The organism is Planctobacterium sp. AWH2_060 (assembly GCF_056158425.1).
This window is the reverse complement of record NZ_JBSWTG010000001.1, coordinates 3,057,234-3,079,484: the sequence shown is the minus strand read 5'-3', so window position 1 is coordinate 3,079,484 and position 22,251 is coordinate 3,057,234. Positions and strand designations below refer to the sequence as shown.

Sequence of the window (22,251 nt, the reverse complement as noted above, 5' to 3'; positions counted from 1 at the left end):
TGATGTAGGCTATAGCTATTGATCACTATTAATTTTGCGACTAACGGCTTTCTATGAGCATTCATCATCTCATCTGTGCGATGTTATTCGTGTGGCTGGGACTTTTTTCCAGACAGGTATCCGCTTCCCAAATTTTTGAATTGGGCGAGTGGTATTTCGAATCTTTTGATGAACTGGAAAATCTGTCAGTGGATGTGATCACCACTATGATGCAAGATGAGCGCGGGTTTATCTGGCTGGGGTCGCAAAATGGCCTGGTGCGCTTCGATGGCTACCAGTTTAAAAAATATCAACCTCAGGCGGGTAACCCTCATGCTATCAGCGGCAAGTATATTCAAAGCCTGGTGGAAATAGACAGTAAAATCTGGGTAGGCACCTATTCGGATGGTTTGTCTATTTATGATCCCGTCAGCAATCAATTTACCTCTTATTTTCATGACTTTGAAGATCCATTAAGCCTGGCTGACAATGATGTCAGAGCGATATATCCCATGGGAGAGTTTGTCTTCTTAGGTACCCGAGGGGGCGTCAATATCTTCACTAAAGATGGCCGCTCTTTGGGCATAATACAGATAGCTGGTTGTAACCAGGTGTTAGCCAAAGAGCGCATTAACACCCTCATTCAGGCTGATGAAGCATTGTGGTTGGGGACGGCTAGTGGCCTCTGTCGTTTGACCATTCCGGCCTTTGTGGACGCCGGTCAAACCTGGCAAGGTCTGGAGTTGCAGGAATTTGCCGGACAAAATGTGTTTAATCTGTCGGTAGACCATTTAAAACAGATTTGGGTAGGCACGACTACTTCAGGTGCTGCCGTGATACAGCCAGGCAGTTTAACGGTAACAGCTATCCCTTATGATCCCGACGATCCCACGAAGGTGAATGCCCCCTGGATTGATGAAGTTATCCAGATTGGCGAAGAAGTTTGGCTGGCGACCGCCGGGGCCGGAGTCGCAGTGATTGACGCGCAAACGCTACAGGTTAAACGACATATAAAACGTCAGGAAGGCATACCTAATACCCTTACTCTCAACGATATTAGCGCTTTTTTGCAAGACGACGCCGGACTCATCTGGATTGGCACTTGGGGAGGTGGGTTAAATCGCTTTAATCCCGCCAATAAAGCCTTTCGGACGCTGCGTCCCAATCACCTGAAAACTAACACCTTAACCCATCCCGATATCAGGGCCATTAAAGAGCTTGAAAATGGTGAAATCTGGATCGGTTCATTTGTAAACGGTATCGATGTGCTGCATCCAGAGCATGGTGTTATGCGTGGTTTCAGGCCTGATTTGGGGGATCCTCTGGCCTTAAAAGGTGGCTATATTTTTAGCATTGAACAAATGCCAGATGGCACTATTTGGGTGGCAACGTTAGATCATGGCCTGTTTCGTTATTTGCCTGAAAAAGATGGTTTTAAACAATACGTTGATACCCCCGGACTGGCAGATAACACGATTCGCACTTTATTCGCCGAAGATAGTCGCTGGTTATGGGTAGGGACGGACGCCGGACTAAGTCTGATGGACGCCGAATCAGATACACTAACCCGATTTACAGACGCTAGTACCCGAAACCCTAATTTTGACAAAGTGATCGAAACTATCGCGGTATTTGATAATTACGCCTGGGTGGGTACAAATCAGGGATTGTACATTGCCGACAAAAACAGTATGCAAGTGGTACCGGTGGCCAGTCCGGAGGGCAAGGCATTAGCTGACAATTTCATTACTGATATTGTGGTCAGCGCCGAAGGTGAGCTTTACCTGGTAAATAGTCTGGGCGTTGACAGGTTAGTTAGTTGGCAACCAACTGGAGTGAATTTAGGCGAAGTACAGGCGGAATTTGAATCTATCAATGCCAAAGTGGGGCTACCGGGTCACAGTCTGGGCAATACATTGTTGCAAGATGATCAGGGACGCTTGTGGATACAAAATAGTGTTATTGATCCGGGCGACTGGTCCCTTACCCGGATTAACAAATCCTCGGGGTGGGATATCGGTAATATGTGGATTGGCAGCAATTATAAATTGCGCGATGGCACCCTGATGTTTGGCGGGACTCGCGGGATTTTACTGGTGCGTCCTGAACTCTATGAAAAGTGGCGTTATGAGCCGAAGTTAGTGGTCACTTCTATTGCCAGAGATAGTGATGAATTAGCGCCGATTGACAGCGACCCACTGATTATTGGTCCGGAAGTCGAGAGTTTTTATGTAGAGTTTGCTGCACTGGATTATGCCGGCCCTGAATTGTTGCAGTATCAATACAAGATGCAGGGTTACGACAGCAATTGGATTGTGACTGATGCCCGAAACCGACGTGCCGCTTATTCACGACTACAGCCAGGTGAATATCAATTGCAGGTACGTGGTACCAATAAGGAAGGTGTGTGGAGCGAGAACATGCTCACCGTGAATATCTTACAGCGGCCTGCCTGGTACGAGACCTGGTGGTTCCGTTTACTGGGTTTGTTAATGGTGTCGAGCGTCTTATTTAGCTTTTACAACTACCGGGTGGCAAAGCTCAATCAACAGAAAAAAGAACTGGATAAGCTGGTGGCTTCTCGCACGGCAGATGTTGAGTTGCTGGGTAAGATAGGCAAGGACATCACTTCTTCATTAGACCTGGAAGAAGTGATGAACTCGGTTTACCGACATGTCGCCAAGCTCATTGATAGCAATGTGTTTTTGATGGGGTTTGTGGATGAAGAAAAACAACAAATTAACGTCCAGTTTCTAAAAGAAAACGATACCCGCTATGAAAGCATGGAATACGCATTATCTGACAAAGACCGCCCCGCGGTATGGTGTGTTCTGAATAAAAGCCCGTTGATCACCAATAACAGACTGGAATTACTGGATTACCTGGGAGAAATTCAGTCACCGAAGTTTGGTGGCGCTATGGAATCCATTATTTATTTGCCGCTGATTATCCATGACAAAGTCATCGGCTGTCTCAGCCTGCAAAGTCCAAAACAAAATGCTTACACGCAAAATGATGTGGATGTACTGCAAAAGGTTGCTTCCTACGCCGCCATTGCGCTGGATAATGCTGAGTCTCACAGCAAGCTGGAATCGGCCCTGAGTGAAATTGAACGTATCAGTCTGACCGATCAGCTGACTGGCGCGAAAAATCGCCGCTTCCTGGAAAATATAATGCCAGTGGAAATGGCCAGAATTAAACGCGCCCGTGCCGACAACTCCCCAATAGAGTTGGGATTTGTATTGCTAGATATTGACCATTTTAAAGCGGTAAATGATACCTGGGGCCACGATGCCGGCGACCAGCTATTGGTGCAGTTTGTAGAGCTGTTACACAAGCTGTGTCGCGAATCAGACTGGGTTGTCAGACTGGGTGGTGAAGAGTTTGTAGTGGTAGCCCAGATTGAAGAAGAAGGTCAACTGGCCAAATTGGCAGAGAGATTGCGCAAAGGCGTTCAGGATTTTAACTTTGTTATTGACGAGCATCTGGAGCTACAAAAAACCTGTTCTATTGGCTTGGTAACTGTGCCATTTGTCAGCGGTGACTTTAGTAAAATCAACTGGCAAAAATGCCTCAATATCGCTGACCGAGCTCTGTACGCCGCTAAAAACAATGGTCGAAATGCCTGGGTTGCGATTTTCGCCAATCAGTCTTTAATTGAAGCTGATATCTACGAACAGGTACTTAAACACCCTGATATGTTGCGCTCCGAGGGACGTATTAGCTGTATCACTTCTTTTCCTGCCGAATATGAATGGCATTTTAGCCAGGACAGTGCGCAATAAATAAAAAAGCCACCTCATTTCGGGAGGTGGCTTACTGTTTTTTGCGTATCAATCAATAAATCAGGCTAACTTGTCGGACGCAACGTGATAGCGCGGATCTTCGGCAACGTTGATTTCCACGTATTCCCGAGCTTTGGTCAGTAATTCGCGACATTCTTCGCTGATATGTCGAATATGCAGTTTTTTACCAGCCTGACGATATTTATCAGCCAGATTATCAATGGCATCCAGACCAGAAGAATCCCAGATGCGGGAATCGTTGAAGTCGATGACCACATCATCCGGGTCATTTGCCGGATCAAACAGATCTTTAAAGTGCAGCACAGAACCGAAAAACAGTGGGCCTTCCACTTCGTAAACTTTCCAGCCATCTTTATCTGTGTGAGTTTTCGCCATAATGTGGGTGGCGTGTTTCCAGGCAAACACCAGAGCAGACATTATAACGCCTACAATTACCGCAATGGCCAGGTCTGCGTATACAGTGATCGCGGTGACGGAAAACAGTACAAATGCGTCTTCTTTGTTAACACCGCGAATGATCTTAAAGCTGGCCCATTCGAAGGTGCCAATCACCACCATAAACATTACGCCAACCAGTGCGGCTAATGGGATCATTTCAATTAATGGCGCAGCGAACAGGATAAAGGCCAATAGTACTAAGGCTGCTGTGATACCCGATAAACGACCACGTCCACCGGAATTGATGTTGATCATGCTCTGGCCAATCATGGCACAGCCACCCATACCACCGAAGAAGCCGTTCACAGTGTTCGCCACACCCTGACCAATACATTCGCGGTTACCTTTACCGCGCGTGTCTGTCAGATCATCAATTAGTGACAGGGTTAACAAGGATTCAATTAAACCTACCAGCGCAAGAATGATGGAGGTGGGTAATACGATGTACAGGGTTTCCAGGGTAAAGGGCACAGCTGGAATAGCGAAACTGGGCAGTTCACCTGCCAGGGTTACCGTGTCGCGCTGTTCTGCTGGAACCATATCTTTCACAAAATCAATAACAGTTCTGGCGTCCAGGTCCAGGCCATGCACAAGCCCGGTTACGGTAAGAATAGCCACTAATGAGGCCGGAACAGCTGAAGTGAGTTTCGGCAAAAAGAAGATAATCGCCATGGTCAGAGCCGTCAGCCCCAACATCAGATATAGCATTTGTCCCTGCATCCAAACCTGCAAACCGGAGGTGTCCAGTATCTTAAACTGGCCCAACTGTGCCAGGAAGATCACGATGGCCAGACCGTTTACAAAGCCCAGCATGACCGGGTATGGCACCAGCCGGATAAACTTACCCAGTTTGAATATACCCGCCATTAGCTGCAGCAATCCCGCCAATATTACGGCGACAAATAAGTATTGAACGCCGTGGCTCGCTACCAGTGCTACCATGACCACGGCCATTGCGCCGGTGGCACCGGAGATCATACCTGGTCTGCCACCAATGGCAGAGGTGATCAACCCCATCATAAAGGCGGCATATAGGCCCACCATGGGTTCTACACCGGCCACAAAAGCGAAGGCAACTGCTTCTGGTACCAATGCAAGGGCAACCGTAATGCCCGACAGCACGTCATTCTTTACGTTACTGTCTTTATTCGTAATCAAATCAAACATAGTGTGCTCTGTTGATGAAAAATGCCGCGAATTCTAACAGGAATTGCACGAATGATCTTTTAACAGATTGTTAAATGTAGCTGGATTTCAGCGAATTGGTTATATTTTGCAGTTTTAAGGGAGGATAAATGCCACATTGTGTTATTGAATATTCAAATGGTCAGGATGCTGAATTATTGTGTTCAGCTGTGTATGAAGCAGCGCAACAGTCGGGCTTGTTTAGTGAAGATGGTAGTGATATCAAGGTCCGGGCAAGCGCTTTCGAAACTTATCAAACGGGTGGAAAAAGACAGCCTTTTATTCACGTTTGTTTGAAGATCCTCTCAGGCAGAACGCTAGAGCAGAGACAGGCGTTGTCACAACGAGTGTTGAAAAATGTAGCGGCGCTAGCCACTGCAGTCGATAGTATCAGCGCCGAAGTGGTGGAAATGGAGCGAGCCAGTTACAGTAAGCGCCAGAAGTAGGCGCTTATTGCCTGTCTGGTTAATTTACGAAGGCATATTCCATTTCATAAATGTAGTCCAGGGTTGGAAAGCGCCAAAGTTCTATAGCCTGAGCCATGCACTGGGCGTAATCATTGGCTCGTTCCGGAGTCGCCAATTCACCTTGTTGGATGACAGCCACATCTTCAATCTGCCCACTGGACTGGATAACAAAGGAAATCCCCCCCTGAGTATGAGCACCATGCATATCTTCACAGAGATCAAAGTGCAGTTTATGTTGCTCCATGACACTGTTGGCAATTCGATAAAATACATCATCGGAATTATCTAAAGAACGCAAAGCAACAGCCGTCATATCTGTGATCCCCGAACCACTGGTTTTTTTCTCAATCACCTGGCTGCGACACATTAATGTGGTTTGCTGTGCATCATCAGTACAACTATAAACACTACTGTTGTTGCTGGAACAAGTGCCGTTGCTGTCGGTTAACCAAGGCTGATTCTCGGCACTGTAATTCAGCGTTAGTGCCGCATTGGTCTGATTCATACAAATCAGGTTGTAGGCGTCCTCGCCTTGCTGTTTGACCGCCCAAACTCGTCCTTTGGCGGCCAACGTTAAGCTGCCAGAAGAGGTGAGTTTATTGTCTTCTGCTGACAGTTGTACTCCCTTACTGCGCTCAGCCAAAATAGTCAGATCGTCAGCCATGGCCGTTGAGTGCCATGCGAATCCACTGATAATTATGCCAAGTGCCATTGTACCAGGTAGTGTGGCACCAGCTTTCATTGTTCGCTTCATATTCATCTTTATCACTCCCTCGGGGTGGATTGCTGATTTAGAGTGTCAGTCATTACAGCCAGTTCCCGATTAAAATAAACGCCGACCAGAAAAATGGATGACGATATTGTTCTTTTTGCAACAAACTCATTTGCGCCGCCTGCAATGCCTCTGCTTTACTGGTGCCCGGCTGCTTTAAATTCTCATAAAACTCTGTCATAAGCTCGACAGTCGCCGCATCTGAAACGGCCCATAAGGCTCCCAAAGCACTGCGGACTTTGGCTCTCAGGGCAATACCGCTGATACCCAAAGGCGCTCTGTCATCACCATCTGCGGTTTGGCAGGCACTCAGGGTAATCAGGTCAATGGGTGCTTTTTCAAATTTAGGGTGGTTGAGCAGGGCTTCCAACTGATTCATATCCAGCAATTCATCGTAGGTCATCACAAAGCTGTTTTCCGCTGAATTACCAAATACTCCGTGAGAAGCGATATGCACTATGTCGTAACGGTTACTTAGTAAATCATCGACAAAATCTGCTTTCTTAAACTGCTCATTGAGTAAGGCACTGCCTGCAAAAAGCGCTGATATATGCTGAATTTCTTCATCAACGCCGGGTAAACGCAAGCGGTTCTTAAGACGTTCCAGGCGCTGTGCTTTCAGTATTCTCAACTGGGCCTCGTCCTCTGGTAAGGAGCGTTTTTTCAGGCGTAACTGGCCGCTATTGTTACTGGCCAGCAGCATATCAAGTAAATGCTCACTTTCATGCGGTTGTTCTTCTGCTCGCTCATGCGTTGTAGAGACAACCAAATCAGGTTGTTGCACTGATTGTTTCTGCCGTTGGGCGATTTGCAGAGCTTGTTGATTGGGGTATTTCGCGACAATGCGCAATGGTTTTTGATGTTCATCTTCTTGCTTTTGTGGCGACAGAGCGATTTTATTCACTATTCGCAGTCGTTGTCTTAACTGTTTTTGTCTGCTTTGATAATCGTCAGGTTTTTGTACGCCAGGCCGCTTGCTGATAAAGCGCGTTTCCGTCGGGTCAATACCGCGTTTCTCGGTTATTGGTGTTTTGCGAACAATGCGCAGCGACTGGGAAGGTGCCTCTGATTTACTGAGCTGAGATTGCCTGCGTTCTTCTTCTTTTTCCCGGCGCTCTCTGGGATAGGCCAGGCGGCGACTGAGGTTATTCTGTAACTGTGAATCTGTGACAAGGTTAATGGCAGAATACAAGCGCTCACTAACGTCATCGACAACGGGGCCTGGATTGCTTAGGCCAGCCATCAGCACATTCATATTTCCTTTTTGCTGTTGTGTGGCTTCGAACAGTGTCAGGCCAGGAGAAGTGACTACACTAAATCGCTCAATAAGAAATTGCTGACCATTGTTCAGACTGGCCAGAGGTACGAGTCGCAATGCACCATCGGGTAGATAAATCAGGTTTTCAATCTGGTTTGCTAATAATAAATCTTCAATAGGAAGCACTAACCAGTCGTAAAACTGGGCAGAAAGAGAAAAATATTCCGGTGCCAGGGTTCGCAGACCGCTGGCCAAAGCTGTTGCGGCTTCACTTACCTGTTGCGCTGCAATGGGGACGGTGCGCTGTTCAATACGGTCAGCAAAGCTCACCAGGATCTCCAGCCGGTCAGGCAGCATGATGGGGTAGATAGCAGCAGTATTAGCTGACACCGCTGACAGATCTATTTGTTGCTGATTTTCAATTACACAGCGATTATCAAAGTAATCTTCCAATTCGGAACGTTTTAACAGTTCGACGGTCTTTTGGGCTTCTGTCAGATAGTCTTGTTTCAGGTTTGACTGCCCGGTGTTACGGGCCTGAATTAACAGTAAATCCGTCAGGGCCAGATACAGTGGCTCCAGGGTTTGACGGAAGGACGAGCGACCATCCACATAATCCACGGGGATATCCTGGCGAATTGCTTCTACATGCTTTACTGCTCGTTGCAACGAGGCGACGGCGGCATCGATATCACCGAGTGCTCGGAATGATTGCCCGGATAGCCATTCCCAGCGAAACAACAGATCAGGGTGTTGCTGGGCACTGTGAATGGCCTTGTTAATTAGTTTGATGGCTTCATCATGTCTTTGTGCTTGTTGGTACAGCTGTGCCAGCAAACCGTAAGCCTGTGAAATCGAAGCGGCACTGTAATATTGCTGATGTTGCAGCACAGAGTTCAGGCTATTAAAAATTGCCTCTTGGTAGGCTTCACGCTCTTGCACCATGGGTAAAAAGTCCATCAGCAATGCGGCCCAGTTTAATAACACTTCACTACCGGTGCGCGCATCAAGCAGGTCTATTTCTGCTTGTAACTGATTGAGCAATTCCTGCTGTGCCTGGCTGTTATCTGATTTTAAACGCAGCAAATTAATACCGCTTTGCAGGGCCAAGACTTTGTCGTCTGACTCTTGTGCCAGTTGCCTGGCTTTTTCAAACCAACGTCTGGCCTTAGCCTGGTTTTGTCGGCGCAAGAACAGGTTGGCCAGATAATGGGCCTGATCCGCGGCAATCAAGCGCCACTGGTTGTTTTCTGCCAGTGGTTGGGTTTCTGATAAAATTAAAAAGGCCTCGTCATAGCGTCTTTGCAGCAACAATAAATTCGCTTTCATGCCCATGATCAGAGTGTGTTCTTTGCTTTTTAAAGCCACTTTAGCCAAGGCTTTATCCAATGTCAGAATGGCCTGAGGAAAGTTGCCTTGTTCCCTTAAAGATTCGGCCACCCTCAGTTGCTCGCTAATGTTCGCTGAAACCGGTAAGGCGAAAGCGGTCGACCAAATGCTGACCAGCAATGCGATAAACATAGGTGCAGAGGATTTAAAGTAATTCACCGGAAATCCTCATATGTATGCCTTCGTCTTGCAGGACATGATTAGCCCTGTTTTGCGGGTCGTTAATGGCGTGGCCGTAGACCAGCTCCAATTCCCAATCGGGGTTAAATTGCCAAACCAGCCCAAAACCAGCTGACCAGAGTGATTCAGCGTTGTCCTGTATTGCTGTGCGGTAGCTTCCCTCGCCATAGTCCATAAACACATAGCCCTGCAATGCGCCAAAGCGTCCTCCGTAATCCAACTCATCAAATATCGGCGAGCTGATCTGCAGCGCAGTTATAAACCCTTCATCACGTACCAGTTCGTTTTCGCGATAGCCCCGTACTGAACGTGCACCACCAATTGCAAACTGTTCAAGTGGGAGTAAGCCATCACTACTTAGCTGAGCGTCGGCCCGCCAGGTTAGTTGCACACCCTGAGCCAACAGTCGGGCATATTGCAATTGCACTAGCAGCGCTGAAAAATCACTATCTGGGGCCTGATTGTCGTTATCGGTGGCGTAAAAAGCGGTAATACCATGAGAGTAACGCACATGTCCGGACCAGACCTGTTTTGCGGTGCGGATACTTCCCTGCAAAGCCAGGCGCAAGGCGGATACCCGCGACAAACCGTTATTTTCGCCTGCAGCAAACGAAAAGGGCTGATCTAATAAACTACCGCGATTTTCTCGCACCGAGAGGCTACCGGAAACCACCAGCGAACGATTCAGACTGCTAATGAGGGGATGACTGACAATGATATCGGTACTTTGATAATCACTTTCGATATCCAGTACTTCTATTTGTTGTTCAATGATATCCGAGTCGTTAAAGCCCAGTTGTACTGTCAGTCGAGTGTCATACTGGTTAAGCGGAAGCTGGTACATGATATTGCCACCCACTGACCCTTCCTTGATACGCATTGACGCTGACAAGGTATCGCCATGGCCCAGCCAATTGAGATAATAGCCATTTAGCGTTAATTGTTCCTCGCCACTACTGGCAGAGCCATAGTTATCCAATTGCAGACCCAAACCATAGGGCGTCGCTGGGGTGATTGTCAGCTCCAGAATACTTTCTCCCGGGGTTAGTCCGGGGCGAAACTGACCATCAAACTTGTCAAACAAGGGATCGTTGAGCAGTAACTGATAGCGTTCCTGAAATTCATTCAGGTTAAAGGGGGCCTCACTGTCAGGCAGGAGGCGGCCGGTTATATAGTCAGGGTCAATATCCTCCATGCCGGAGAGTGCAATACTGTTCAGTCGGCCTTCGACAACCTGAAACTCTATATTGCCATTTTGCGCGGTTTGATTCGGCAGCAGTACGCCGGAATTGATATAGCCGCGGTCGATATAAAACTGCGTCAGTTTGATACGCATCGCTTCCAGTTCGGAAATCGAAACCGGCCTGCCAATGTATTCAGCGATTTGCTGATTGAGTTGCAACTGAGTAAACAGGGTGTTGCCCCGGTAATAAACATTGTTCAGGAAAAAGCGCGGCTCTGTGGCGTCGCTTTCCTCCGGGCTGGTTTTCACTTTTGGAAGTGTAAAGGTGTCTTTGTTCTCCTGCGCCACAAACCTGGGTAGCGCTGGCCTGAGTTCAGCGGGATTTGGGACTACTTCCTGTGCCACTGAAATGGGAGACAAAATCGCAACTGAGCACAGCAGTAAGCAACTGAGATAACGCGGCGACTTAACTTTCAATAGCCTCATGGTGCGCCGAATTCCTGTGTAAAATGAGATGCCGTCTTTTGGCATTGACGCCAGTAATCTTCAGCTCCTCGTGTCGCTGTCGTGTCAGCTTTCCAGTCAAGTTGCGCAGATGTTTGACTGCCCAGTCTGAGTTTGATTGCCTCTGAATTTAATATCGGTGAGTTAAAGTCTTCGGGTTGTTGCGCCAGTCCCCCTTTGCCGGTATTGGCCAGCGTACTGGCAGAGGAAGAGTTACAAGGATTGTTATCCAGGTTGTCCAGTTGTAATACTTCTGCGCCGATGCTAGCCAGCTCATCGCTTAAATCGAATTCCAGTGCACCGATATTAACCACACCACTTACCCCATCTGGGGCAGCCGCCTGAATAACATTCACTCCACTGTTGGGCACAAATGCCAGGCGTTCTTCTCCGCCAGTAAGCAGACTTTGCTCACTGACGATCAAAAAGTCTGCGTCTATGCTGATATTGCCACCACTAAAATCAGCACCACCCGTGTTGCCCTGAATAAAGCCGTTTTCCATCAGAATAAAGTCTGAGGCGATGACAATGTTGCCGCCGTCGCCGTCATTGCTCACCGAGGTGGTCACCAGACTGTTATCCATAAACATCTGCGTGGTGTTGATCACAATGTCCCCGGCATCGGCATTGTCAGCTGAAGAGGTGATTTGTGCATCGGTTAGTTGCAAATCATCCCGGATATCAATGGCGATGCTACCAGCTGCAACATTACCTGTGCTGCTGGATGAGATTGCCGCCTGATTAATAAGTGAGATTGACTGTGCGGACAATCGAATACTGCCGGCATCGCGGATTTCATCATCATTAATATCAGCCGCCGTATCGACAGCAATAACGCCTCCTGTAAGCGTGATGTTATTGTCTGCCATAATCGCAATATTGCCGGCAGAACCCACGCCATTTGGACCTACCTGACTGGAAATGCGGGTGGCGGATATGAGGCTATCAGTATGACTTAACAACAGGTCATGGGTGGCGATAAAAATGTCACCGGCATTACCGTTGGCCTGGGCGCTGGTATTAATTTCAGCGCCATTTTTCAAAGTCAGGCTGTCTACATCAATGTTGATAAGACCGGCATCACCTGATGCATCGAAATCAGAAACACTGGTTATGCCTGTGCTCAAAAAGGCATTGGAACGGATATCTATGATGGCGGCCCATGCGATCAGATCATCGTCATCCAGCTGGGGTAATTCATCCAACTGGGGTAATTCATCAAACTCGTCGGGAATATCGTCAAACTCTTCCCTGATATAAGCCAGATACTCATCCAGAGACACCTGATTTTGGGCATCGATAAGTAGATTACTGGCTGTGATGTTCACTTCTCCCGCATTGCCAGCTGCACCCAATGTACTGGATGTGATTTGGCCTCCGGCGGTAAGTGTTACAGTATCTGCAACATTAATATTGACCTTACCTGCATCCCCTCGTCCAATCAAAGTGGTACTGGATATACGGGTAGGTAAACCTGCACCGCTAAGGGTCAGGTTTTGCGCTTCAATATTTATAATGCCGGCTTTTTCCGCCAGAACACTGTCGGATACGATGTTTGCACCGGTGGACATATTCATATCACCCGATACCAGGATACTGATATTACCCGCATCGGACGGGGTTAATGCCGCAGTACTGGTGATGGAGCCAAAATCTGAGATATTCAGAGAACCAGCGGTAATAGAGACATTCCCCGCAGTACCACCGTGAAAGGAGTCGGAGGCAATTTTGCCCTCATCTGTGATAGTGACATTACCCGCTATTTGCAAAGACACATCACCAGCATTACCAGCTCTGAAACCTTCGCCTTCGGCTTTGCTTTCTAGTTCGCCACCTTCCATGTAAAAGTTAGCGGCTTCAATAAAGATGTTTCCAGCGTTGCCGAGACTTTCCCCCTCGGTTTTTATGCCGGCTTCTCCAATGATATGCATATCACCGGTTAAACGAATTTCGATGTTGGCGGCATTGCCCTCAGCGACAAAGCCGGGCATTAACTCTCCCCGTTCACCTTCTTTTGAGGTGGCACTGCTGCTAATCCCGGTATCTTCACTGTCTTCTTCGGCGGTCATAAACAAAGAACGGGCGTTGATAAAAATGTTCCCTGCATTGCCGTTATTTTCTGTGTCCGAAGTGATATTGGCACCATTTACCAGGTGGATGTCTTCGGTAACATCAAGAGTAATGGTACCCGCATTACCATGAGCTCCCGGACCGGTAGTAGAACTGTTAATACCTGAGCGCTTTCGCTTATCATTAGTACCTGACATAGAAAGACTATGTGCCGAAATAGTCATGTTGCCAGCGTCACCGGCGCTATCCGACAAGGTAGTGATAAATGCACTGCCTTGCAGGTTTATCGCTCCGCTAGCATTAATGGTGATATCTCCGGCATCTCCTCTGGCTTGTGGGCCCAGAGTGTTACTTCCTATTGTAATGGGATGTTGACCGACTTCACTAATCAACTGCAGGCCGTGGCTGTTGATGTTGATGTCACCTGCGTCGCCATTACCAACCGTCACAGACACAATGTAGCCGCCGTTTTGCATGGTTAGTTCACCTGCAATATTCAGGTTGATATCACCGGAGCTACCAGTCGGAGCATTGTTAAAATCATTGTCCCGGCCACTTAAACTCTGAATTCCTGGTAATTCACTTGCCTGGGGAGTGGTTTCATTTTCAATAATAGTCAGGCTACCGGCATTAATGTTGATATTTCCTGCATCCCCATCTCCCAAGGTCATGGCATTGATCTGGCCATTGCCTATCAGGCTGATACCTTCCTGTACATCAATAAAAAGGCTGCCTCCCTGTCCGGTTCCGCCAGTTAAGGTTGCGATACCCACATCAGTTAAATAGTCTCCGGAGTTAATTTCCAGCTCCCTGGCACTGATATGCATATTTCCGCCAGCGCCATTTTCCTGAGTTGCATTGCTGATGGTGGCATTGTTAAGCACACTGAGTTTATTGCTGATCTGTAGGTAAATGTCCCCGGCAGCACCAAACTGATTGCTTTGCGCATTATCTCGAGGCGGAGGAGGAGGGCCTCCCGGACCATCACCGCCTCCCGGTGGGGGGCGGCGCTCTTTGGATTCAGAAGAGAGTACGGATCGTGTTTCCTGGGTACCGCCGTCACTACTTAGAGTGAAGTTTTCTGCTGTGATCAGAATATCACCCGCCCTTCCCGAAGCCGTAGTTTCGGTTTTGATTAAACTGTTCAGAATTTCTATGTCTTCGGCATTAATGCGAATACCCACCTGAGCATCATCGCTGCCATTGTTTCCTGAAAGTATATTCGCGCGATAGGTGGTTACCTGTGCTGCTGTCAGGTTCAGTTCTCCGCCACCGTTGCCTTCTATTTTAATGCCAGAGTTGTCTAAGGAAATTTCACCATTACCCATCAGCTCAGGTTCAGCAATTTGTAAACTACCGGTGGCCTCACCAATCGCTATCAGTTGCAGGTTACCGCCGTCTTGTTTTATCTGTGCATCGGCAAACTCAATATTGGCAGCGCTGAATTGTGAGTGTCTGCTGGTTTCTATTTTTACTCTGGTATTTTCGAAACGAATGGAGCCGCTTTGTGGTGACAAAAAACCAAAGTTCTCAGGTGCGGCCACAGAGAGTGTGCTGGCTGACTGGGGCGATGCAGAAAACGTGGTGCCGTCGGCAAACTGTAGTTCATCAGCCGTTGAGACATAAAGCGCGCCGGGTACATCGACTTCGGCATTTTCGGAAAAGACGATACCGGCCGGGTTGATAAAGTAAAAGTCGGCGTTGCCAACTTCTGACTTGATTGTGCCCTGAATCTGGCTGACAGTGCCGCCCGTAACCCGGCTGATAACGTTATTGATATTGCTGTCGCCGGTGAAGAGCGCTGATTGATTGGTCAGCACGTCAAATTGCGTAAAACTGTGAAAAAGGTTATTGCCGGAAAGCGTCCCCAGTGACTGGTCGATAATGTAGTTGGGCCCCTGGACTGTGGTGGCTGTACCCATAGTGCCGTCAGTAACTACCTGGGCAGCCAGTGAGGTGCACAACAGTGCGCTGCTTATAGCCAGAGTGATTTTCGATTTGCTGAGCATGAAGCCGCGTATTCCATTTTCACGATATCTCAACGAAGTATATCTAATCCGAGATTAAATTCATTGCCTGTGGCGTAATTCTCATGCTTTCTCACAGAACATGAATTTTAAATTTCACATTGTTCATTAATCGCCATTTTATGAAGCAAAAACATCATTTTTGTTTTAACTGGAAACAAGCTTGCTGGGGATCCCATAACCCTTGTTGCATCCAGTTTTGCAGAGTGTCTCTGTCCTGCTGGAATTCTGCCAGTAGTGCCGGCCATTCAGGTGTTTCACCCTGACAAAAAGCGCTTTGCCATTGTTGCCAGGCGAGCAGTTTTTCCTGGGTAAAACGCGGATCCGATGCTTCGCCAAGTGCATAGAGTCCAATTGGGGAGAGACGGCCTTTCACTACTACTGAAGCCACAAAACGGGTGGCTAACGCCATTTCCTGTGCTACCGAAACCAGTTCTTCGGTGATCAGAATTTCGCAATTAAAGTGCCGGGTCAGGCTTTCTGTGCGGGATGCCAGGTTGAGTGGATCACCCAGGCAGCCAAATTTTTGAATGCCGTTTTCTGGTCCCAGATTACCCATCATGACCTGGCCACTGGTGACGCCAATACCGGCTCCGATAAAATCAGAGATTTTCTTCAGGGTATCCGACGGAATAGTAAATTCCGGCTCCTGGGCCAGCTTTGCAAAAAACTGGCGTTGTTTTTGAGCCATATCAATGGCTCCAGCCAGCGCCAGGCGTTGTTGGGCTTCCAGAGTCGTACCTTGGTGAACGGGCCAGTAAAAACACACCATATCGCCTACATAGGACTCCAGCCAACCTGCGTATTCATTTTGTGTGGCCAGCGTGGTTTGCTGAAAATAGTCATTTAACAGTTGGAAAACGTAGGCGGGATCTTTGAGCTCACTGGTGACATCTGAGTATCGGGCAATGTCACTCATTAAAATCACGGCGTCTATGTGCTTGTGAATAAATTTGGCGTTACCGCGATTATTCAGCAACAGGCTGCGGATTTGTCTTGGAATATATTGCGCCATCAATTTCGCTTTGGCTGTGCCAAGTGATATGTGGGTGGCGAGTACTAAAGAGGTGCCCAATAAAGCGCTGAGTGCGCAAGCCATAACCGGCCAGAGTTGGTTGGGCGCTGTAACAAAACACAGACTCCAGGCCAGTAGCAAATACACAAAGGGAGAGAAAAAGGCGATGGCTGTACGCAGATAAGCCGCTACGGCAATGCTTAATGCGCTAATCAACATTATCAGTAAAGCACGCCAATGAAAAACAGGTCTGGCGGGCGCATCTTTTTGCATTACCGTTTCCACTGCATCGGCCAAAAACTGCGGGCCAGACAGAAATAATCCAGGCGAACCGAGGGCTGATAGCATGGGTGTCACTTTAATGTCTGTGGCTTCTGTAGGTTCGGTCATTTGCAGGATTACAATGCGATCCCTCACTTGCTGCTGTAAGTTATTGTCAGGGTTAAAACTGTCACAACTAATCAGTTTGCTGATGGGGATTAGCGGCAGCTTTGGTAGAGTTTCAAACTGGTATTTGGGATGAGAAAAGCGCACCCGCTTACAGGGCGTATTGTCACAAGTTTCAGTAAAGCTGTAATCAGCCTCAATACCATGTTGCACACTGTGGATTTGCGTAACCTTGGGCACCACGGCATTTTCGGTCAGATTCATCCAGCGAAATGAAGCGTCAAAGGTACCGCCATCTCGTTTGTGAACAGAGGCATCGGCAATCAGACGGTCGACTTGTTGGCTGTTCTTCTCTGGCTCAAAAAAGTCCAGTGGTAACAGACTTTCGCCAAAATAGCTCTGCAGTAAACTGGTGGTGACAAAATCATCCTGGCCGGAAAACTGAGGCCTGGCGATAAAGAAACGTTGAAATTGTTCTTCACTCAGAAGGGCAAAGGGTTGTAGTTGAGCCGATTGTTGCCAACGAAACTGATTAGGCAGGGGAGGAGCCTGATAATCCTCTATACACATCGCATAACTGGTGCGGCCATCAAACTCGTAGAGCACGGCGTCGAGAAACACTGCAGTTGCGCCCATTTCAAAGACTCTTTGTGCCGCCAACGCATATAACGGAAGTGCCTGGCGACGACTGATAAAGCCCGGAACGCCCGGATCCAGGGCTACCATTGTGACGTGCTGCCATGATTCCCGAGGCGTTTGCACTACTGCGGTATCGTGAAAAGAGGCATCCAGACGAGTATCTGTTTTATAGTCGATAAAAACGCCACAGGTTACAGTGATGAGCAGATACACAAACAGCAAAAGCGGTTTTTGTAAGGGGACGGGATGGAGAATTGATTGCAGCAAATCAAAAACCTTTAACAAGCGCTACTTGTCATTAGTTTGATGCCTTGGTAAAAATGTTCACTATAATATCCTTAGCCTATGCTTAAAGCGTTCACAGTGTCTTAGCTTTATAGTGTGATGTGGATTGTGCTGAGATACAACCGGAAACCGAACGCCCCATAAAATTAGCAGATTATGAAACCATTATCTTATCAATCGAAACTGAAAACGGTGGACGTTATCCAGCGATTGGATTTCTTTCAGGGAATTTCCAAGTTTGATATAGCCAGCCTGACCAAAACCGAGCAGTTGTTCTGGTTAGCTGAACAGGATGAAGTGATTATGCAGGCGGGAGAACCTGACGATAAGAGCTTTTACCTGGTGCTCTCAGGCACTCTGGATGTGTATGATAAGAAAAGAAATTTTATTCGGGAATTGAAAGGCGGCAGCTTTTTAGGTGAAATAGGCTTTATTCTTGGTGAAGCTCGCACTGCCACCGTCATAGTGCATGAAGACAGTATTTTAATGCGCATTACACAACAGGAAATGAATCGATTTCCATTGGGCATGAAGGACAAAATCAAGGACAAAATTATTGAGGGCCTGGCTGCCAGAGTTCTGTCATTAAATAAGACTTGCGCAATGTTGTACGACAATGTGCGCAAAGGTTCATAAATTTTTATCGTTACTGTTTTCTCATTTTAGGATTATTTCGTGGATTTTATCTGGATCTTCTTCGCGTTCGCTTGTGGTCTGGCTTGCAGACTGGTCAACTTACCACCACTGATTGGATTCCTCGCTGCCGGATTTTTACTGAATGGCATGGGCGTAGAACCCGCTGACAGTCTGGAGGTGTTGGCCAACCTCGGGATCACCCTGATGTTGTTCACTATTGGCCTGAAACTCAACATCAAGCAATTATTCAAACCCGAAGTCTGGGGGGGAACAGCCGGACCTATGGTGTTGTGGATAAGCCTGTTTTCACTATTCAGTATGCTCTATGCCACGCTGGGACTGAGCTACTTTGCGGCTCTGGATTGGCAAACTGCCGCTTTGCTGGGCTTTGCTTTGAGCTTCAGTAGTACCGTTTGCATCGTAAAAATGCTGGAAGAAGGTGGCGAAATGAAAACGCGTCACGGAAAGCTGGCGATTGGCATTCTGGTGATGCAGGACATCCTGGCGGTGGTATTTTTGGTGGTGGCCACTGGTAAAATCCCGACCATTTACGCTGTCGGATTACTGGCTTTGCCGCTAATTAAACCCGTGCTGGATAAACTGATAAAAGCCGCCGGGCATGGTGAGTTATTACCTTTAACGGGCTTCTTTCTGGCGCTGGGCGGTTATGAGCTGTTCACCCTGGTAGGTGTCAAAGGCGATTTGGGAGCCCTGATTTTTGGTTTGCTGTTGAGCAGCCATGCCAAATCCTCGGAATTGTCTAAAGCCTTGTTGGGCTTTAAAGATATGTTTCTTATCGGCTTTTTTCTGTCCATTGGTTTTACTGCGCTGCCCACTCTGGAAATGGTAACCATGGCACTGTTTATGTGCGTATTGATACCCTGCAAGTTCCTGTTCTTTTTCTATCTGTTAACCCGCTTGCGCCTGCGGGGACGAACTTCCTTTTTGAGTAGCTTATCTTTAAGTAACTACAGTGAGTTTGGTCTGATTGTGGTGGCATTGGCAGTAGCAAATGGCTGGTTGGCGGAAGAGTGGTTAGTGATCCTGGCGATTGCGGTCTCTATTAGCTTTGTGATTAGCAGTGTTTTGTATCGCAAGGCGCATCATATCTACACCCATAAAAAAGACTGGATAAACCGTCTTGAGAGAGGCCCGCGTCTTCCCGAAGACTTTTACGCTCAGCCAGAAAACGCGCAAATCCTGGTAGTGGGTATGGGCCGTGTGGGTAAAGGCAGTTATTTGGCCCTGAGACAGAGTTTTGGCGATAAAGTGTGGGGTATCGATGCCGAGAGTGAACGCATCAACAAGCTGAAGAAAAACGATTATCAGGTGATTTGTGCCGATGCCGAAGACATCGACTTTTGGGAGTCCATTGAGCTGGAGAAAATTCGCCTGGTGATGCTGGCGTTACCCTCCACGGGGGACATCCTCAATATCACGGAACAGCTGAGAGTCGCGAATTTTCAGGGCAAGGTGGCGGCCATAGCGCGCTACAGTGATGACCGCAAGCACCTCAAGCTATCAGGCGTGGATCACGTCTTTAATTTCTACTCTGAAGCTGGTGCAGGTTTTGCCGAAGAGAGTATGCGTATTATTGAGCCTGCTTCTTCGGCATGATTGATTTTCCACTGTATCTAAACTCACCTCAATGGGATAGCAACAGGCGCTATATCCTTTTTCGTTTGAGGAAAAGTTAAGATTCAACTGCACTTAGCCCAATGTGTTCTTGCTCTGCGAGAAAGGGCTTTATTCACTGCGATATGGTTGGATAGCGTTTCATTATCCTGAATAAAACGCTATGTGTGGAGCCGCATGTAGGATGTAGCTGGAAGCTGGAGGTTAGAGACCTCCGACTACCCGATTAGGCAACGTTGGCAAAGCCTTTACCGGAAGTCGCTGGAGGAAGTTCTTTGCCGTCGGCTTTATAAATTGAAATGGTTTCTTCAACAATGCTACAAAGCTCGTGAAATACTGATTCTTCATCATCTCCATGACAACCTGCCATGAAAAGGCCTGGGCTGGAGCCAATGTAACACTGATCTTCTTCAGACCACTCAACGATTTTTATATATCGAGCGCTATCTTTCATTGTTGCGATTCCTCTATAGCTTTTTTCACAGCCTTTATTTGATAAATCTTAGCATCATCTCCGGCTTTACCGGAAATTGTAATGGGTTTGACGACATTTGGATGTGTAAAGTTCCTGTGGCTGCCTTTTCCACCTCTATTTTGAAAACCATTTGCTTCAAGTTGTGATATCAATTCGCGAACTTTTGGTGGCATTCTTCAAATTCCTGCGAGTCGCCTAACTTTTAAATATGGGGCACAAACAGGCAGGCTATAGAGGCGAAGCCGCCTGCGAGTTTGTATCCCAGCCCGCCTGTGGGCGATATAGTTTTCTGTTAGGCCAACTTGACGTGTCCGGCCCGCAATAATGCTTGGATATTTTTGACAACGCTATCAGCCAATTGATTAAGTTCTTTTGCCTCATCTTGAAACCTTAACCTATGTACTTCATCATGTTTTAATTCATTTACCACAACTGCTTGATGTCCCATTTCATTTGGTGATGTTAAACGACCAATAGCTATACTAAAATTCGCTAACAGATTCGTATAAAGTTTTTCTGAGTATTTCCAAAGATTCGTCGACGAATTCGTGGTTTGCATTGTCCCAAGTTGACATGAATTTATTTAGATCTGCAATTTCTTCAATACGAAACGCTCCCAAGAAGTCGTGATGCTTAAGAAACTCAACTGTATCGTGATTCGCTAATTCGGCTTTAAATAAGCGAAACAAATCGGTATCGTGGGCGTTAAGCCCCGTGATCTTGGCCTTTGATAAATGGAGATCAGAACCAATAAAACCCGCCAACGTTAATGTGAACGCAACTAAAGGCTCCCACTCAAAAGTCCATCCATCAGGGTTCCAGAGAAACCATGCAACGTTTAAGAGCATGCCTAGTAGAGTTAAATATTTTGCTACAACGACCAAAGAACCTCCTTGTGGACACCTTTGTGAGCACTTTTATCTAGGTGGCAATACTTCATACCCAAATTGAACCAAATCATCAATTTTACCCATTCCTACCGACGGTTTTGGGTGAAACTCTCTTTGGCTCTTAATTGCGATATGAATCCAGAGTTTTTCTTGGACATGAGCATTTTCAATCGTTAAATCAAAAGTACCGCTTGATTGCCATTGAAACTTATGAGGCGCTACTATTGGTAATAGTGCATATTCTATTTTTTCATCCAGCGGGTCTGTCGCTGATACGGTGAACTGAAGTTGGTCTCCAGGTCTCAATATGCACTTGGTATCTATAGGATTTCGCTCACCAATAGACCAAGAGTTTCCCAAGCTATCTTGAACACTCTCAATTCTTGCGTAACACCCTTTTCCTGTATCCATTTTGCTAAAATACTCGGTTATTTGTGCCCTAATTTTACCGCTAATTCCAATTGCTAGATGTTTTTGGTATGGAAGAAGATCTCGTCGGTGAGCTTCAGGATTTCTAAAGTCATTCAACATATCAAGCAATAGCTCTGTTTCCTTTAATTTGCCGAATACATCTGATATCCCTTTGTCCCACCCCTTTCTTAATATGGTTTTTAGGTCATAAAAGTCTGAATAATATATTAATCTTGGATCACTATAGCCAAACTTTTTGTCATCTATATCTTTTCTTTCTTGCCATTGCTTTAGCCGATCTTCTGAAACACCGCTGGCCGCGTACCACTCATCTCCATATTCAATTCTAAGAATAAAGCAGAAGAGATCTCTCAACGAGTTCTCAGCGCTTTTCAACGATTCAGAAATGTCCATTCGTTCCTCATTAGCAAACTAAACAAGACAGCCATCATAACTGTACTTTAGTACAGTTTCCAAGACCACTGATTTGTGGAAAATACAAACACCGACATAAGTTAAAACGACTAAGAGATAAAAATGCCGCCATTCGATTATTCGGCTGACAACCACTATCTTAACGCCAACTAAAAGCATAATTGCCGCAAGGTAAGGCGGGCACC

At 47.0% G+C, this 22,251-nt stretch carries 14 protein-coding genes; 4 read left to right on the top strand and 10 right to left on the bottom strand.

The features are described from left to right. Nucleotides 1-53 precede the first annotated feature (53 nt). On the top strand, nucleotides 54-3,764 hold the full coding sequence (locus ACXAD8_RS13080; RefSeq protein ID WP_475229307.1) for a diguanylate cyclase: 3,711 nt from the start codon (nucleotides 54-56) through the stop codon (nucleotides 3,762-3,764). A gap of 60 nt (nucleotides 3,765-3,824) precedes the next feature. Here ACXAD8_RS13080 and ACXAD8_RS13075 read toward each other — a convergent pair whose 3' ends face one another. Next, on the bottom strand, nucleotides 3,825-5,390 hold the full coding sequence (locus tag ACXAD8_RS13075) for a SulP family inorganic anion transporter (protein ID WP_475229304.1): 1,566 nt from the start codon (nucleotides 5,388-5,390) through the stop codon (nucleotides 3,825-3,827). A gap of 128 nt (nucleotides 5,391-5,518) precedes the next feature. On the opposite strand from ACXAD8_RS13075, the gene ACXAD8_RS13070 reads away from it, so the two are divergent. Beyond that, nucleotides 5,519-5,854, top strand: coding sequence for a 5-carboxymethyl-2-hydroxymuconate Delta-isomerase (locus tag ACXAD8_RS13070; RefSeq protein WP_475229302.1), 336 nt, complete (start codon nucleotides 5,519-5,521; stop codon nucleotides 5,852-5,854). 19 nt (nucleotides 5,855-5,873) lie between these two features. On the opposite strand, the gene ACXAD8_RS13065 is transcribed toward ACXAD8_RS13070, so the two are convergent. The 5 genes from ACXAD8_RS13065 to ACXAD8_RS13045 all read right to left on the bottom strand — a co-directional run bounded on the left by ACXAD8_RS13065 (nucleotide 5,874) and on the right by ACXAD8_RS13045 (nucleotide 17,566). Further along, nucleotides 5,874-6,629, bottom strand: coding sequence for a hypothetical protein (locus tag ACXAD8_RS13065; protein WP_475229299.1), 756 nt, complete (start codon nucleotides 6,627-6,629; stop codon nucleotides 5,874-5,876). A 52-nt stretch (nucleotides 6,630-6,681) separates the two neighbouring features. Beyond that, entirely contained in the window at nucleotides 6,682-9,453 is a 2,772-nt protein-coding gene (locus tag ACXAD8_RS13060; protein WP_475229297.1) for a CHAT domain-containing protein, read from the bottom strand. Beyond that, nucleotides 9,440-11,143, bottom strand: coding sequence for a ShlB/FhaC/HecB family hemolysin secretion/activation protein (locus ACXAD8_RS13055; RefSeq protein WP_475229295.1), 1,704 nt, complete (start codon nucleotides 11,141-11,143; stop codon nucleotides 9,440-9,442). The genes ACXAD8_RS13060 and ACXAD8_RS13055 overlap by 14 nt, the downstream gene beginning before the upstream one ends. Next, nucleotides 11,140-15,240, bottom strand: a complete 4,101-nt coding sequence (locus ACXAD8_RS13050) for a two-partner secretion domain-containing protein (RefSeq protein ID WP_475229293.1) — start codon at nucleotides 15,238-15,240, stop codon at nucleotides 11,140-11,142. The genes ACXAD8_RS13055 and ACXAD8_RS13050 overlap by 4 nt, the downstream gene beginning before the upstream one ends. 154 nt (nucleotides 15,241-15,394) lie before the next feature. Then, nucleotides 15,395-17,566 (bottom strand): adenylate/guanylate cyclase domain-containing protein, encoded by a 2,172-nt coding sequence (locus ACXAD8_RS13045; RefSeq protein ID WP_475229290.1) that lies wholly within the window; start codon nucleotides 17,564-17,566, stop codon nucleotides 15,395-15,397. Between the two features lie 174 nt (nucleotides 17,567-17,740). Here ACXAD8_RS13045 and ACXAD8_RS13040 point away from each other — a divergent pair, with 174 nt between their 5' ends. Both ACXAD8_RS13040 and ACXAD8_RS13035 read left to right on the top strand, forming a co-directional pair. Beyond that, nucleotides 17,741-18,220, top strand: coding sequence for a cyclic nucleotide-binding domain-containing protein (locus tag ACXAD8_RS13040; RefSeq protein WP_475229287.1), 480 nt, complete (start codon nucleotides 17,741-17,743; stop codon nucleotides 18,218-18,220). A 39-nt stretch (nucleotides 18,221-18,259) separates the two neighbouring features. After that, a complete protein-coding gene (locus tag ACXAD8_RS13035) occupies nucleotides 18,260-19,837 on the top strand; it encodes a cation:proton antiporter domain-containing protein (RefSeq protein ID WP_475229285.1) in 1,578 nt (525 codons plus the stop codon). A 244-nt stretch (nucleotides 19,838-20,081) separates the two neighbouring features. Here ACXAD8_RS13035 and ACXAD8_RS13030 read toward each other — a convergent pair whose 3' ends face one another. The 4 genes from ACXAD8_RS13030 to ACXAD8_RS13015 all read right to left on the bottom strand — a co-directional run bounded on the left by ACXAD8_RS13030 (nucleotide 20,082) and on the right by ACXAD8_RS13015 (nucleotide 22,045). After that, nucleotides 20,082-20,309: a hypothetical protein gene (locus tag ACXAD8_RS13030; protein ID WP_475229282.1), complete on the bottom strand. Its 228-nt coding sequence runs from the start codon at nucleotides 20,307-20,309 to the stop codon at nucleotides 20,082-20,084. Continuing rightward, on the bottom strand, nucleotides 20,306-20,503 hold the full coding sequence (locus ACXAD8_RS13025) for a type II toxin-antitoxin system HicA family toxin (protein ID WP_475229280.1): 198 nt from the start codon (nucleotides 20,501-20,503) through the stop codon (nucleotides 20,306-20,308). Before ACXAD8_RS13025 ends, ACXAD8_RS13030 begins: the two co-directional genes overlap by 4 nt. A gap of 309 nt (nucleotides 20,504-20,812) precedes the next feature. Further along, nucleotides 20,813-21,214 (bottom strand): hypothetical protein, encoded by a 402-nt coding sequence (locus ACXAD8_RS13020; RefSeq protein ID WP_475229278.1) that lies wholly within the window; start codon nucleotides 21,212-21,214, stop codon nucleotides 20,813-20,815. 33 nt (nucleotides 21,215-21,247) lie between these two features. Then, nucleotides 21,248-22,045 carry a hypothetical protein gene (locus ACXAD8_RS13015; RefSeq protein ID WP_475229275.1) on the bottom strand — a complete coding sequence of 266 codons (798 nt, stop codon included), beginning with the start codon at nucleotides 22,043-22,045 and terminating at the stop codon, nucleotides 21,248-21,250. Between the last annotated feature and the right edge of the window lie 206 nt (nucleotides 22,046-22,251).